Here is a 15,517-nt window from a genome sequence, read left to right on the forward strand (position 1 = left end):
CCGTGGCCACCGAGGAGAAGGCGAAGATCGGCGAGATCTGTTCAGGGGACAGCCTGAACTTGAGGTTGAAGAACAGCTGGAAGAAGGTGACCATGGCCCCGGCGCCCAGGGCCACCATGGCTTCGGGGGCCAGGAGCTTCAGGAAGAGGCGTAGCTCGGCGGCGTTTTTCGGCAGCGGGTTGGCGCGGTTGGCCGGGCGATTGGCCGCCGGCGCCCCCCCATCCCCGCGTGGGCCGAGCTTGACCCCCAGGAGGGGCAGCAGGGCCAGGAGGTCGAAGAGGAACATGACCAAGAGGGCCGCCCGCAGGGGAATGACGTCCATCGACGTGCCCCCGGAATAGGTGGCCACGGCCTTGGGGATGACCCCGCCCAGCAGGCTGCCGATGAACCCGGTCCCCATCATCAAGGCCGACTGGAGGGAGAAGAGGAAGACCCGCTCCCCGGGCTTGGTGATGGACATCAGCAAGGGGGCGCCGATGACCCAGGCGGTCGAGCCGGCCACCCCGTTCACCAGAGCGAAGAGCAGCAGCGGTAGCTTGGCCGCGGAGAGGGCGGTGCCGAGGGCGGTCAGGCTGCTGAGGGCCGTCCCGATGGTCAGGAAGGGCAGATAGCCCCGACGGTCGGCGAGGAAACCTATGGGCAATCCGAGGAGCATGACGACGAACGACGGCAGCCCGTTGAGGAGGCCAATGAAATCCTGTCGATAGCCCAGGGAATGCAGATAGAGATTGAGGTCGAGGTTGTTGATGCTCCAGCTGATGCTGCTCAGGATGGTGAAGAGGAGGAATCGCTTGGCGTTCGGACCCATGGTCCGGATGGCCTTCAGGTAGTCGCCGGCGGCGCTCACGCGGACGCTCCAATCGGAACCGAATTGGCTGAATACCAACCCAGTAACTTCGCCCCTCCGGCGGCAATCGCCTCTTGCCACTTCCTGGTTTCCACCGCGCGTTTTCGTTTCCCGCCGAGCGTTTCGCCCTCCCCGGCAGGGTGGCCGGACCGGGGTGTAGAATCCGTCGGTTGAGGCATAAGGAGGCGACCTTAGGCATGGCGAGGATTGTCGAGTATATCCGTCAGACCCTGCCCCAGTTGCAGGCCTTGGACAAGGCCAAGAGCATCGCCCTGATGTCGGTCAGCCCGATCGAGGTCCACGGTCCACACCTCCCGGTGGGCACCGACGTTTACATCTCCGACGAACTCCAGCGACGGTACGCCGCGGAGATCGAGCTGCGCCACCCGGACTTCACCCTGGTGGTCCTGCCCCCTCTCCACGCCGGGGCCGACCCGCTGCCGGTGGGCGGGTCCATCGCGGTGCCGGCGCCGGTCCTCGAGGGCCTGATCGTCGCCTTCGCCGCGGGGCTGGGCGAGCAGGGATTTCGGTATCTCCTGATCTCCGACAACCACGGCGGGCCGCGCCACCAGATGGCCATCGAGGCCGCCGCCCGGACGGCCTGGAAGAAGCACCGCTTCTACGTGATCAACTCCTTCGGCCTCGAGTTCCGGATGATGGTCCAGCATGACCAGGCTCTCCTGACGGCCACCGGGCTGGGGCCCGGCAACATCGGCGACGACCCGGACGTCCACGCCGGGACCAACGAAACCTCCCTGATGCTGGCCACCGACCCCGGCTTGATCGACCCCGGCTACCGGAACGTCCCGCCTTCGGCGCCGACCAAGGGACCCGGTGTGGTGGCCGGCCTGGGCCGCATCCTGCGGGCCCTGGGCGGGCGGGTCATCGGGCGGGACCTCGAACACCTCGACGCCACCCTGGCCTGGACCGGCCAGAAGGGCTTCACCCCGTACATGGGGGCCCCGGCCAAGGCCTCGCGGGAGGCCGGCGAGGCGATGTTCAAGGCCCGGGTCGAGGTGGCCATGGGCCTTCTGGAGCGGGCCCTCAGGGGCGAGGAGCTGAGGATAACCCCGATGCTCTGGGGGCTCAGGATCCTGCGGAAGCTGCCGGGATGAGCGGTGTGCCGGCGGGGGAGACCACGCGATGATCGACAGCCACCTTCACCTCGATCTCATGTCCTACAAGGACGTCGACGACATGCTGGGGGCCGGGATCCACGGGGCCGTCGCCTGCTCCTACGTCTTCCAGCCGAGTTCGTCCGGCACGGTCATCGACCACTACCGGATGCTGGTCGCGGTCTATCGGGCGATGGCCGCGGCCCGGGGATTCACCCTTGGAGTGGCCCTGGGCCTTCACCCCCGGGGGATTCCGCCGGACTGGTCCGCCATCCTCGACGCCCTCCCCGACTGGTTGGCCAGGCCGGGCGTCGTGGCCCTCGGCGAGATCGGCCTGGACTGGGCCGATGGGCGGGAGAAGGAGGTCCTCGAGGCTGAGTTCAAGCTGGCGGCTCAGCTGGACAAGCGGGTCGTCGTCCACCTCCCCGGGACGAACCGGGAGACCGCCGTCGGGGTGGTCCTCGACCTGGCCGAGAAAGCGGGGCTGAACCCGGCCTCGATGGTCGTCGATCACGTCGGACCGGACGTCTTGGGGTCGGTAAAGGCGGCGGGCTGCCGGATCGGCCTGACCGTCAAGCCGGGTCGCCTGAGCCCAGAGGATGTCCTGACCATGCTCCACTCGGGGATCGACCTGTCCGGGGCAATGCTCAATTCAGACGCCGCCAACCTGAAGGCCTCAGACCCGCTGGCCGTCGCCCTGACCGCCGCCCACCTGAGACGGGCCGGGGTCGACGAGACCGTCGTGGCCGCCCTGGCGGGCGGGAACGCTCGGGACTTCTTCGGGCTTAGCCGGGAGGGGTGGCGGTGAGGACGAAGGATAGCGCGGCCGGTGCGGCCGCTGCGGCCGCCAGGATAAGGCGGGACATCGAGGCCTTCGCCGCTTTCGGGGGAAGGGCCGTTGGACCCCACACCCCGTCGACCGGTTGGCCCTGTCCAAGGCCGACCTCCTGGCCAGGGCGCACCTGGAGGGGCTGATGGCCGAGCTCGGGCTGGAAGTGGTGGCCGATCCGGTGGGCAACCTCATCGGAACATGGCCGAGCTCGCGCCATCGCGGGGCCGAGCCCCTGCCCCCGGTGATGATCGGCTCACACCTCGACTCGGTCCCGGCCGGCGGCCGCTTCGACGGGGTGGCCGGTCTCGTCGTCGGTCTCGAAGCCTTGCGGAGCCTGAAAAGACGGGGCTTCGAACCGCCCCGGCCGATCCAACTCGTCGACTTCACCAACGAGGAGGGGGTGCGTTTTTCGCCCGGCCTCTTCGGAAGCCAGGCGATGGTCGGCCGGTACGAGCCGGGACAGCTCAAGGAAATCCGCGACGCCGCGGGGCTCTCCCTCTACGGCCAGCTTGTCGAAGCCGGCTACGAGCCGGACAAGCTGGCGATCGAGGGCGCCAAACGGTCGACCCGCCGGCCCGGAGAGGTGGCGGCCTACTTCGAGGTCCACGTCGAGCAGGGCGGGGTCCTTGAGGCCGGGCGCCTGCCCCTGGGCATCGTCACCGGCATCGCCGGTCCGGCCTATCTGGCCGTGACGGTCGAAGGGCGGGCCGCCCACGCCGGAGCCACCCCGATGGGGATGCGGCGGGACGCCCTGGTGGCGGCCGCCGAGATGGTTCTGGAGGTCGAGCGGACGGGCGCGGCCGACGCCTCCCGGGTGGTGGCCACCGTCGGCCGGATGACCGTCGAGCCCGGGGCGCCGAACGTCATTCCGGGGCGAGTGACGTTCACCGTCGACGTCCGCTCGGTCGAGGCCGCGGCCCGGTCGGAGGCCCTCGGCGCGATCCAGGAACGGCTCCTCAGGGTGGCCGTCGAGCGCCATGTCATCGCGGATGTCGAACAGACCAGTTCCTTCGCCCCGGTGCTCCTGTCGGAGTCCATGGTCGGGTTGCTCCAGCGGGCGGCGGCCAAGGTGGGCGCGCCGTCATGCCGGCTTCCCAGCGGAGCGGCCCACGACGCGATGATCATCGCCGAGGTTGCCCCGGTGGGGATGATCTTTGTCCGCAGCCTGGGCGGCGTCAGCCATTGCCCCGAGGAGGAGACCAGTTGCGAAGACCTGGCTCTGGCGGCCACGGTCCTCGAGGAAGCGATTGCGGAAACGGCGGGCCGATGAAGGCCCGCCGTTGAACACAGGAGCACACCCGTGGGGCTGGGGCGACTCCTGAAAGCGGCCGGCTGGAAAGTCGAGGGAGAGGAGAAACCGGGGGTACCGACGAAAGATTGAAGTCCGGCCCGGCTACGGGTACAAAAGGGAGGGGACCGGTGGTGGACGAGGGTAGCCTCAGGCTCCTTTACTGTATGGTCTGCGAAGACGTGCGCTTCGAGATGAACAACAAGATGAGCCTGATGGGCTGCTTCGACACGATCAGCCTGCGCACTTTCCCCGACAACTTCACCATCACCATCGTCAACAAGTGGTGGGGCCAGGAGGGGCGTTTCCGGACCCAGACCCAGATCGAGACCCCGACCAAGGAACGGGTCAACCTCTTCGACAACACCATCGAAATCCGCGAAGGCGCCAGCGCCGCCGAGGTGATCAAGCGGACTTTTCAGTTCAATAGCCCCGGGACGTACGCCATCAAGGTCCTTCAGGAAGGGCACGAGAAAGCCGACATCCCCCTATTCGTGCGCAAGTACGTGCAGATCTGAGCCGGGCGGAGCCGATCGGTCGGGCGGGAAACCTTTGGCCGACCCCGGCGACGAATCCCCGGCGAGCAACGTAGCCTAGACCTGGGAGTGGTACCCACTTGAACAGGCCTAAGACTTGGCTGGCTTGGGCGGCCGTCGTCCTGCTGGCGGTGGCTTCTTTCGGGTTACCCCTGGCCTGGACGGGGCGGCCCGCGGCGGCGGCCGACATCACGCCGCCCGCGGACATCACGTCGCCCGCGGACATCACGCCGCCCGCCATCGGCCTCAGCGACATCGCCGGCCACTGGGCGGAGCCCAAGATCCTGGACCTGTATGCCCGGGGCATCGTCGTGCCCAAAACGGGCGTGGAATTCCGGCCCAACGACAAGATCACCCGGGCTGAGTTCTGCGGGTTCATCGCCAGGGCCATCGGCCTGCCGACCATGGGCTACGCCGGCCTCTTTGACGACGTTCCCGCGAGTACGCCGGAGGCCGAGGCGATCGAGGCGGCCTTCCGGGCGGACATCGTCAAGGGGACTTCCCCCGGCCGCTTCTCCCCCGGGGACCGGGTGACCCGCGAGCAGATGTCCGTCATGCTGCTCGGGGCATTCCAGTCGGCCAGTCGCATCCCTCCGGAAGCCGGCTGGAAACGTCTTCTTTTCACCGATGCTGAGAGCATCTCCTCGTGGGCGCTGAATGCGGTCAAATTCGCCTTCAACGCCGACATCATAAACGGCAAGACTGACGGGAGATTCGCCCCGGCCGACAGCGCCACCCGGGCCGAAGCCGCGGCGATGGTTTACGGGCTGCTAAAGAGCTACCCCTACATCGCGGCCGACTACCGGACCCCCTCGGTGCCGGTCGTCGCCGGCTCCGTCGTGAGCCTGTCCGTGGCCCCGAGCGACCATAAGGTCGTCTACGCCGGCGGCGGTAAGTGGGGTGGCCTCATCAAGTCGGTGGACGGTGGCAAGACCTGGACCAATCTTTCCTTCTCACCCCCTTCCGCATATGGGCAGGGAGCGGTCGAAGGAATCGTCGTTTCCCCAACTGACGCCGGACTGGTGACCATCACGAGCGATGCCGCGTACGGCTGGCCCGCGGCGGTGCTCCAGAGTATGGACGGTGGGTTGAACTGGGGACCCCTGGTCAGTCACCGGGACGACCTGAGGATCCGCGGTCTGGCCATCTCGGGCAAGCGCTATCAGTCGGCGGGCTATGGCGGACTCAAAGTGGCCAGCGAGGGAAGGAACTGGCATCCGGAGTTCCAGTATCCGTTCGACCCGGCGGCCGATGAACGAGAAGACACCAGACTGGGGAAGCCGCTTGAACGAGCCTTCGGTTACGTGGCCCTGAGCCCCGATGGGGGAATGGGCTTGGCGGCCGCCGATTACGATTTCGGCGCTCCCGTGATGTACTACTCCATAGCCATTGGGGGCGCCAGCGATGAACGCAGCCCCTGGGTCTGGGATAATTTCCTGACCAACGACGTCGTCAACCCCGGCCCCTATTGGCAGGCGTTGGCCTTTCCGCCAAGCCCGGGTTCCACTTTCGTCATCGGGACGGATCTTTACGACCGGTCGACCAGGACCATCATTCGCTCCTTCGTGGACGAGACGGCCATATCCGGGCTGGCCGCCTATCAGCCGGACGAGACCGGCAAGCTCCTCGAGGTCCGGTCGTACTCCTTCAGCGACGACGGCCAGGTGGTCTACGCCCTGGCGATGGCCACTCCCGAGGGTGGGGGGGAGAAGGTTCCGGTCATCCTGAAGTCGGGCGATGGTGGGGGGGCCTGGACAGCCCACCCGGCGGTCATACCGGGGGGCGCTGAGGTGACGGCCATGGCCGTGGCCTTCGGGGCGGGCCCGAGCGGCAGCGACTATGTCTTCCTGGCCGACCGCGGCTCACCGGCCGACCCGGCCCTGCCCGACCACAACCTGGTCGGACACGTCTTCCGGGCTCGGGGCGACGCCGCCGGCGGCTACCCGTTCGAGATGGTCTACGAGAATCGCGGGCCGCAGTAGCGGCCCGTTTGTTTTTTAAGGGAGGTGGGGTCGATGAACCCCACCCCTATCCTGCCAGAAAAGAGCAAAGGTCGCGATAGCCGCGACCTTTGTCAACAGCCACAACCCGCCGGCCGAATCGGTGTGAGGGTTCCTTCAGTTCAGATGCCCGATAGACTTTGGAGTCCTACCTCGGACTATACTGGAAGATGGTGAAGCCGTCCTTCATGTAGCGCATCTCACAATAGATTCCGTTTAGCCCCACCATTTCCATGTTTCCGGCGCTGAGAGTGGGCTGATACTCGTGTGCCTCCCAGTCCTGGTCGATGACGAGTTCATGTCTGCCGACAAGATTCAGACCGCGGTCATAGACCAATAACCAGGTTGAAGTTGTTCCCGGAGCGGCGCTCCGGGCGTGGAGGTACAGATCGCCCTTGCCATCGAGCCCAACGCCCCACACCAGGTCTGACGAAGCGTACCCCAAGTCAATACTCTTGGTAGGCTGGCCGTTCAGATCCCAAGCTTCCAAGGCCAGATTTCCGGAGGGCGTGGTTCTAATCATGTATCGGGGGATCTTTTCATCCGCGGAGGCGTTCCGAGAGGTCAATGTTCGAATAACCCGGCCGTCCAGCCCAAGCACCAACTTGAACGGAGCCTTGTCTGACGCCTCGTCTTCTGGGGGGATGTCCCTGCGAACAACGATCATTTTCGGCTGCGTCGTTCGCTCGAACCAATAGAAGCCGACGAAACCGGGCACCTGTTCGGTTAGGGGTACGGCCTGAAACTTCCCATCCCTAGCGAAGCCAAGATCGCTGCCCCATGTATCGTTCAAATACGAGATGGCGACGACACCACCGGTAACAATGATCTGCTTGACGCCACGAGCGATGCCCTTGGGGAGAGGGGTATTATCCAAGAGGGTACCCTGCGGAGAGAATTTCTTCAGGCTTTCATTGATCGCATCCAGGATGTGGAAGTTCCCCTCTTCGTCTACGAAGAAGGTATTGGGCCCTACGTATCCCTCTCCTTCCACGGGAGCAAGGCCGACCTGGTCAGGGCCGCTTCCCCAGGCCAGCGTAAGCGCGACCACCGGATGCAAGGGTTCGGCCCTGACAACGGACCGTCCAAGCCAGAAGGCCCCACCCAAGCCCAGAGCGGCCACCACAGCTCCCACCAACAATAGCCGGCCGACTAAACTTGGTTGATACCGCGTCATGAGTTTCCGTCCCTCCTTACCTACCTAGGGTCGGTTTCCTACCGGGGTCTCATGGCCCGCCGGCGCCATGGCATTGAAATACGCCACCGGAGGGGGATACTGGAAGTTCGTGTTGTACCAGGACGTTATAGGTTCCTCTTTAACGCCGTTGTTCGTTGAAGACGAGTGGATGATGTAGTACGTATAGGTTCCATCCGCATTGGTTGTCTTGAAGGTGTACACAGTCAAGTGGTTCCAGCTAGTATGGACTTGACCCGCTTTCGTGGACAACCCTACACTTGTGATGTAGGGAAGTCCAGGAAGGGTGGGGTCAATGCCAAGAAGCCATCCCCCGTATCCGGCTGAGTTCCGGTCTCAGGCTGTTGAACTGGTACGGACGAGCGGCAAGTCGATCCTCGAGGTCGCGAGGGAACTGGGGATCTCGGGCGAGGGGCTGCGTCGATGGGTTCGCCAGGCGGAAGCCGACGCCGGCCGTGGCCGGCCGGGCGACCTGACCACCGACGAGAAGGCCGAGCTGCACCGCCTGCGTCGAGAGATCAAGGTGCTGCGCGAGGAGCGCGAGATCCTAAAAAAAGCCGCGACCTTCTTCGCGAAGGAGAGCGAGACCCGGTGAGCCGGTATCGGTTCATCGAGGTGGAGAAGGCGTATCACGCGGTTTCGCTCATGTGCCGTGTCCTGACGGTCTCACGGGCCGGGTACTACGCCTGGCGGCATCGTGGCCCGTCACAGAGGGCACAGAAGGACACGGCCTTGGCGGAGCGCGTCCGCTCTATCCACCGGACGAGTCGAGGGACCTACGGTGCGCCCAGGGTGCGCGCCAAGCTTGCCATGGAAGGCGTGGCCACCTCGCGGAAGCGAGTCGCCCGGCTGATGCGGGTGAGCGGCCTTGCCGGCGTCCGCCCGTGTTTTCTTGATCGCACCTCTGTGCCTTGGCTTGGTTCAGGAAGGATGGCTGCTTCGCCGACCAGAAACCCCTCTCACGGTTCCCACGTCAGCAAAACGGCGGAGGCCACGAGCAATTGCGTGCGACGCTTCCAAGCCGACGCAGCACGACCAGCCCCAGGACGCAGCGGCCTTTCGGGTTTGCGTCCATAAGTTCACACGACATCCGCTACAGCCAAGAGAGCTCCCAGTATGATTGACTGCATACTGAGGTTCTTTTGGAAGCATTCGCGGATAGCCCTCAACTGTCCCCAGTAACGCGGTGTCGCCAAGGCCTATGTAAGTTCAGTGTTGGCGTCAACGGGGTTTCACTTAGAAATTGAATTTGAGCAAGAGGGATCTGGCCCAATCGTGCGCACCGCGCGGACTTGGTTCAAGTCGCTGGACTATGATGTGTTTCGACACCGGAAAGGCCCTGCCAGACCATGGGAGGAGCTGGAAATAGCAGGGGATGCGGTGAAGGATGGCGGGTCAAGGTAAAGAACATGCATACCTGCAGCGGATAGAGGGGTCCTCAACGACTTATGGCTAATTCTGGAGTAGGTCACCTGGGAGGTGCGTACCGTGTTGAGGTCAAGGCCGGTAAAAGGGTTTCTAGCCCTGCTCTGCGCGCTGGCGGTCCTGCTTGTGGCTGCATCGGCTAGGGCATCTTCTCAGATTCGCGTCCTCATAGACGGGCGTGAGTTGACATTGCAGGCTCCGGTAAGTATCATGCAAGGGCATGTGCTGGTGCCGCTTCGGTCCATCAGCGAAGCCCTCGGTGCATCAGTATGCTGGTTTCCGGGCGATACTGGGCCGGGCGAGGTCTGGATTGACACGTTTCCTCGCTTCTTCTCCTCACCTCCGTCCCCAGGGACGCCGGCCGTCTTCCAGAATAGCCGACCAGACTTCCTGGGTGCGGTCGGGGCATCATCGGCCCTGACTCAATACCTGGCCGCTGAGCAAGTTGATTCCCCCTCAGGGAAGGGTTCGGTACTGGTCCGATTCGAACTGCTGGACGTACAGAGCTTGATGCAAACCCCTCCACCCTCTGACCTTACGCAACTTGTGGTGAGAGGCTTCCAATTCGCGGTCCGCATGTACTACGTGCAGCCTACTGAGTCCACCATCGCACCACCTCTCCTGGCATTCCAGGAACTGTATGGTGCAAACCGAACCCCTTTGCGGCTTAGCCCGGTGACGCCAGAATTGAAAGGATCATGGTACGAGGATGTGACGTTCGTCGTGAGCCCAAAGGGCCTGCCGTCGTACCAGAAGACCGATAACAGTGAAACCGTCATCTACGGCGCCGGCGGCTGGGAGGTTGACGCCAAGAGCCGCACCCTCGTGAACAGAGTCGAAATGGATCGCTCGCCCTTCGTTGTCCATGGCTCGTTTGGGCGGTAATCGAACCGGATTGGACTTGACCCGCTTTCGTGGACAACCCTACACTTGTGATGTAGGGAAGTCCAGGAAGGGTGGGGTCAATGCCAAGAAGCCATCCCCCGTATCCCGCTGAGTTCCGGGCCCAGGCTGTTGAGCTGATACGAACGAGCGGCAAGTCGATCATCGAGGTAGCGAGGGAACTGGGGGTCTCCGGGGAAGGGCTGCGTCGGTGGGTGCGCCAGGCGGAGGCGGACGCCGGCCGTGGCCGGCCGGGCGATCTGACCACCGACGAGAAGGCCGAACTGCAGCGACTGCGGCGGGAGAACAGGGTCCTACGTGAAGAGCGTGAGATCCTAAAAAAAGCCGCGACCTTCTTCGTAAAGGAGAGCGAGACCCGGTGAGCCGGTATCGGTTCATCGAGGTGGAGAAGGCGAACCACGCGGTTTCGCTCATGTGCCGGGTGCTGACGGTCTCACGGGCCGGGTATTACGCCTGGCGGAAGCGCGGCCCCTCACAGAGGGCCCAGGGGGACACGGCCTTGGTGGAGCGCATCCGCTCCATCCACCGGGCCAGCCGAGGGACCTACGGGTCGCCCAGGGTGCGCGCCAAGCTTGTCCTGGAAGGCGTGGCCACCTCGCGAAAGCGTGTTGCCCGGCTGGTGCGGGAGAGCGGCCTTGCCGGCGTCCGTCGGCCACGGCGCCGGGTACGGACGACGGTCGTCAACCCCGCCGCGCCGGTCGCCCCCAACCTGGTGGCCCAGAACTTCGTGGCCGAGGCTCCGAATCGGCTCTGGTTTGGGGATATCACCTATGTACGGACCCAGGAGGGCTGGCTGTACCTGGCGACGCTCATGAACTGCTACGCGCGGCGCATCGTGGGCTGGTCGATGGCCGACCGCCTGCGGACGGAACTGGCTCTGAGCGCCCTGGACATGGCCATCCGGCGTCGCCGCCCACGGCCGGGCGAACTGGTCCACCGCACTGACCGCGGCTGCCAGTACACCTCGACGGCCTACCAGGCGGCCCTGACCGGTGCCGGGATCACCGCCTCGATGAGCCGGAAGGGCGAATGCCTCGACAACGCGGTGGCGGAGAGCTTCTTCGCGACGCTCAAGGCAGAGCTGACTGAGGGGCGGACCTGGCGGACCCGGGCCGAGGCAGCCCAAGTCATCTTCGAATGGATCGAGGTTTTCTACAACCGTCAGAGGCTACATTCCGGCCTCGGCTACTTGTCCCCCACGGGATACGAAGAACGGGTTCGAGCTGAGAAGGTAGCGTGAGAAGAACCAAGTCGAAACCTGTCTACGAAACCGGGGCAAGATCAAGTACTGGTCTTCCAGAACAATAGATTGGACTGCTTGAGGCTACTCCACGTTGACTGCGTGACATAGGATGGCATCTTGGACCATACGCCAATGACGTCTGACTCTGGATACGGCATGGCGTACCCCATTTCGCGAAGAACGTTGAGGGCGAATCCAGGGCAGTCCGATCCATACCCCGGTTCCCGCGATACCCCGGATGGGGTATACGGCTGGATCCCGTTCCATGTGCGCGCGTGCCTTATGTAGGCCAACCAATCCGAGTTGAACTTAACCGTGCCGATGCTCACGTATTGTGTGTAGGCGGTGTTGGATTCAGGAACGATCTTAAATAGAAGGTTCCCCTCTGAATCAACTGACTGTTGTTACTGCCACCATCCCAAGACACCGTTTGCCAAACACCGGACGGTACCCAAACATGGGACAAGAGCGTTTTCACCGTTTCCGCATGATAAGTGACCCTCTCTGTGCTTCCGTAGACGCTGGTATAAGTGACGGTTTGGTCGTGAAACTGGTTGACTATGTATACTGAGGCGTATTGAGCTGTGTTAAAAAGAGAGGGTCGTTGTTTGTGTCGACGGGTTGAATGGATTGGGCGTCGGCCCAGATACCGACATGGCCGAGGCTTGGGTCGCTGGTAGAAATAGCCAAACCGCCACAACTAATGCCGCTATTAACAGCAAGCGCTTCACCCAACATTCCTCCTTTTAAAGACAGAATCTAATAGCAATTCAGATGTTACACAAGAAATACGAAAGTCCTATCAGGAATAGACAATTAAGAAAGGAAAACCCATCTACGGGATTCGTAAGTTGTCGACAACAGCCGACGAGGCTAAACCCCCTGATATGGAAGGGCCATGTCAAGCCCCTCGCTATCATCGTTGACCCGCCGGTAGTCGCCCGTCTCGATGGCCCTGGCCTTATCTTCGGACGGGGACACCCAGGCGTAGACCAAGATGACGACGAGGGCCGCGGCCATGATGATCTGGAGGGTCAGGCTGGACAGTGCTTCGCTGATCAGACCGGAGGTCGTCGAGAGGAGCATGTTCCGCTTCCAGTCACCGCGTCGGGACTTGCCCCGTCCGGCCACGACAGCCCCCACAGCGGCGGGAAGAGGACCGCGAAGGCAACGCCGAACAGCACCACCGGCAGGCCGGTAGCCAACCAGAAACCGGTCGACAGGGAAATGCCCCCGAGCACCTCGCCGACGGCCCGCCTCGCCGGATCATCTTGGAAGACTAACATTTGACCTTTCTCCTTTCACCTCGGTCTCGCGGAGGAAGACCTCTTCGATGGACTGGCCGAAGACCCTGGCGATCTTGTAAGCCAGGGTGATTGATGGGTTGTAGCGGCCGGACTCGATCGAGATGATCGTCTGGCGCGAGACGTCGACCTTGTCGGCCAAGTCCTCCTGGGTCAACCCGTGCCGCGGTTCGGGCGGTCCTGCCGCGGAAATTCCACGAGTAGGCCAGCAGGAGCAGGAATGGTATCGAGGCCAGTCGGTCAGGACGACCGTCCGTCTCCCGGGAGAGAGGCGGGTGGAGGCCGTCCGTGCGACCCTGGACCTGGCCGGGAAAACGGGGCTGCCGCCGGCCTCGATGGTCATCGACCACGTCGGTGAGGACGTGGAGGTCCGTTTGTCTTTGGGGGGAGGTGGGGGCGACGAACCCCCTACGGATGATCATCGAGGCGGTTCGCGGCGTCGGCCTGACCAACGCCCTGGCCGCCCCGAAATACGATTGGGTCAAGAGCCGACTGGAGCGGACGGGCGAGGGAGACCGAACCCGCCGAGGCCGAACCGGCACAGCTGCCGAGGAGACCACCCCCGGCCGACCGCTGTCCATCGAGCCGCGCAAGCGGGGGGCGCGCCTGGTCTTCGAGCACGCCGCCCTTGACATCAGCGTCCTTGCCCCGGACCTCTTCAGACTGTCCTGGGAACCGCGGTCGGACACGACCAGTGGGGCCGCGCCCGCCGCCGCGGCTACACCGCCGCTGCCCTACGCCCTGGCCAGGGACGACCGCGACTGGCCGGCGGCGACCTTCGCCGTCGAGGCCGATGAGGGTTCCTGGCGAGTGGGCACCGACCAGGCGGCCATCCGCGTCGACCGGCCGAGCGGTGTGGTCGAGTTGCTCGACCCCAGTGGCCGAGTGCTCCGTCGGGAGCAACCGCCGCGCTGGTCCGGGGCGGTCGTGACCCATCAGTGTGGGCTTCACCCCGGGGCGAGGCTCTATGGTCTCGGCGAGAAGGCGGCCCCGTTGGACCTGAGGGGCGGCGCCTATCGGCTCTGGAACCGCGACCCGGGAGGAGCCTATGGGCCCGGGAAGGACCCTATCTACATGGGCATCCCGGTCTACACGGCCCTCCATTCAGCCGGGGCCTACCTCGTCTTCTATGAGAACCACTGGCCGGCGGTCTTCGACCTCGGCCGCACCCAGCCTGACCTGGCCGACCACGCCTTCGAGGGCGGCGCCCTGGTCCACTACCTGATCCCCGGGCCCGCCGCGCGGGCCATCGAGCGGTACACCGAGTTGACCGGCAGGGCCCCCCTGCCGCCCCTCTGGGCCCTCGGCTACCACCAGTCCCGCTGGTCCTACTATCCGGCCGAGCGGGTCCGCCGCCTGGCCGCCGACTTCGAGCGATACGACGTTCCGGTGGACGCCATTCATCTGGACATCGACTACATGGATGGGTTCCGGGTCTTCACCTGGGACCACCGCCGCTTCCCTGACCTGCCCGGCCTGGCCGAGGAGCTGAGGGGGAAGGGCATCAACCTGGTGGCCATCCTCGACCCAGGAGTCAAGCGTGATCCGGGCTACGAGGTCTACCGTCAAGGTTTGGCCGGCGGCCGGTTCATCCGCCGACCGAGTGGCGCCGACCGCGCCGATGCCCCCGTCCTCGCCCCGGTCTGGCCGGGCTGGTGCGCCTTCCCCGACTTCACCGACCCCGCCGTCCGCGAATGGTGGGGCGAGCACTACCCGACCCTTCTCGAGGCCGGGATCGCCGGCTTCTGGCACGACATGAACGAGCCGGCGACCTTCGTCGCTGTTGGCGACCCGACCCTGCCGCACAGCGCCAGACACTCCATGGAGGGCCGGGGCGGGACTCATCGCGAGGCCCATAACGTCTATGGGTTGCTGATGAACCGGGCCGGCCACGAGGCTCTGCGCAAGCACCGGCCCGGCCGCCGCCCGTTCATCCTGAGCCGCTCCGGCTGGGCCGGGGTTCAGCGGTATGCCTGGAACTGGACGGGGGACGTGACCAGCAACTGGGCCTCGCTGCGGCAGGTGGTGGCCACGGTTATCGGGCTCGGCCTCAGTGGCCAGCCCTTCGCGGGCAGCGACATCGGGGGATTCAGCGGGGCGACCACGCCGGAACTCTTCACCCGCTGGTTGCAGTTGGGCGTCTTCCTGCCGCTGTGCCGGGCCCACACCGCCAAGACCACCGCCGACCAGGAGCCGTGGTCTTTCGGGGAGCCCTACCTGTCCATCAACCGCGAGTTCATCAGACTCCGCTATTCGCTGTTGCCCTACCTCTACACGGCGGCCTGGCAGGCCCACGAACGCGGGTGGCCGATGGTGAGACCGGTCTTCTGGGGGATGAGCGCCGGCTCGGCAGAACGGGCGGCAGCCGCCGGAGTCTCCGCGGCGGCCGCCGGAACCACCACCGCCGCCGAGGACCTGCTGGCGGTGGACGACGCCTTTCTCCTCGGCGACCATCTCCTGGTCGCTCCGGTGCTCGACCAGGGGGCGAGGAGCCGGGACGTCGTCCTTCCTCCCGGCGGCTGGTACGATTGGTGGGAGGGAAAGCTCGTCTCGGGGCCGGGGCAAGGGGCGCCGGGGCAAGGGCCGGCGCGGGTCGCGGTCGAGGCTCCCCTCGAGCGGATGCCGCTTTTCGTCCGGGCCGGGGCGGTCATTCCGGCCGAGCCGCCCGCCCGCAACACGGCCGCCCGCCGCCTGGATCAACTTGACCTGCACGTCTGGGTCCCGGCCGGTGGTGACCAGGTGGCCTCGTTCCTCTACGCCGATGCCGGCGACGGCTACGGACCCTCGCGCCTTGACCGCTTCGTCGTCGCCCGCGAACCCGGCCGGGTG

Annotated in this window: 11 protein-coding genes and 1 pseudogene; 8 read left to right on the forward strand and 4 right to left on the reverse strand. The window is 65.0% G+C overall.

From position 1 onward, the window contains the following. The coding region (locus VGL40_08655; protein ID HEY3315324.1) for an MFS transporter at positions 1-847 on the reverse strand (847 nt) is incomplete at its 3' end. A 197-nt stretch (positions 848-1,044) separates the two neighbouring features. Here VGL40_08655 and VGL40_08660 point away from each other — a divergent pair. The 5 genes and pseudogenes from VGL40_08660 (at position 1,045) to VGL40_08680 (ending at position 6,600) form a co-directional block, all read left to right on the forward strand. Then, positions 1,045-1,962, forward strand: coding sequence for a creatininase family protein (locus VGL40_08660; protein ID HEY3315325.1), 918 nt, complete (start codon positions 1,045-1,047; stop codon positions 1,960-1,962). A gap of 28 nt (positions 1,963-1,990) precedes the next feature. Beyond that, positions 1,991-2,770, forward strand: a complete 780-nt coding sequence (locus VGL40_08665) for a TatD family hydrolase (GenBank protein ID HEY3315326.1) — start codon at positions 1,991-1,993, stop codon at positions 2,768-2,770. 103 nt (positions 2,771-2,873) lie between these two features. Beyond that, a pseudogene (locus VGL40_08670) lies at positions 2,874-4,064 on the forward strand (M20 family metallo-hydrolase). Between the two features lie 152 nt (positions 4,065-4,216). Further along, entirely contained in the window at positions 4,217-4,600 is a 384-nt protein-coding gene (locus VGL40_08675) for a hypothetical protein (GenBank protein ID HEY3315327.1), read from the forward strand. A gap of 98 nt (positions 4,601-4,698) precedes the next feature. After that, the gene (locus tag VGL40_08680) at positions 4,699-6,600 is read left to right on the forward strand and encodes an S-layer homology domain-containing protein (GenBank protein HEY3315328.1); all 1,902 of its coding nucleotides are present in this window, start codon (positions 4,699-4,701) and stop codon (positions 6,598-6,600) included. A gap of 166 nt (positions 6,601-6,766) precedes the next feature. Here the strand turns inward: VGL40_08680 and VGL40_08685 are convergent, their stop codons facing one another. Next, the gene (locus VGL40_08685) at positions 6,767-7,795 is read right to left on the reverse strand and encodes a hypothetical protein (protein ID HEY3315329.1); all 1,029 of its coding nucleotides are present in this window, start codon (positions 7,793-7,795) and stop codon (positions 6,767-6,769) included. Positions 7,796-8,108: 313 nt separating this feature from the next. Here VGL40_08685 and VGL40_08690 point away from each other — a divergent pair, with 313 nt between their 5' ends. Further along, entirely contained in the window at positions 8,109-8,408 is a 300-nt protein-coding gene (locus VGL40_08690) for a transposase (GenBank protein ID HEY3315330.1), read from the forward strand. A 1,795-nt stretch (positions 8,409-10,203) separates the two neighbouring features. Then, a protein-coding gene (locus tag VGL40_08695) for an IS3 family transposase (GenBank protein HEY3315331.1) occupies positions 10,204-11,381 on the forward strand; the annotation gives its coding sequence in 2 pieces (ribosomal slippage) (positions 10,204-10,456 and positions 10,456-11,381; 1,179 coding nt in all). 876 nt (positions 11,382-12,257) lie between these two features. Here the strand turns inward: VGL40_08695 and VGL40_08700 are convergent. After that, complete coding sequence (locus tag VGL40_08700) at positions 12,258-12,515, reverse strand: hypothetical protein (protein HEY3315332.1); 258 nt, start codon at positions 12,513-12,515, stop codon at positions 12,258-12,260. A gap of 135 nt (positions 12,516-12,650) precedes the next feature. Further along, positions 12,651-12,881 carry a helix-turn-helix transcriptional regulator gene (locus VGL40_08705; GenBank protein ID HEY3315333.1) on the reverse strand — a complete coding sequence of 77 codons (231 nt, stop codon included), beginning with the start codon at positions 12,879-12,881 and terminating at the stop codon, positions 12,651-12,653. Positions 12,882-13,078: 197 nt separating this feature from the next. Between VGL40_08705 and VGL40_08710 the strand changes: the two genes are divergently transcribed. Further along, positions 13,079-15,517, forward strand: a 2,439-nt coding sequence (locus tag VGL40_08710) for a TIM-barrel domain-containing protein (GenBank protein HEY3315334.1), incomplete at its 3' end; no start/stop codon positions are given.

The organism is Bacillota bacterium (assembly GCA_036504675.1).
In the GTDB taxonomy this organism is placed as follows: domain Bacteria; phylum Bacillota; class Sulfobacillia; order JAJYWN01; family JAJZPE01; genus DASXUT01.

Coding starts and splice junctions, on each gene's coding strand:
- VGL40_08660 (HEY3315325.1), top strand. CDS start 1,045: ATGGCGAGGATTGTCGAGTATATCCGTCAGACCCTGCCCCAGTTGCAG.
- VGL40_08665 (HEY3315326.1), top strand. CDS start 1,991: ATGATCGACAGCCACCTTCACCTCGATCTCATGTCCTACAAGGACGTC.
- VGL40_08685 (HEY3315329.1), bottom strand. CDS start 7,795: ATGACGCGGTATCAACCAAGTTTAGTCGGCCGGCTATTGTTGGTGGGA.
- VGL40_08690 (HEY3315330.1), top strand. CDS start 8,109: ATGCCAAGAAGCCATCCCCCGTATCCGGCTGAGTTCCGGTCTCAGGCT.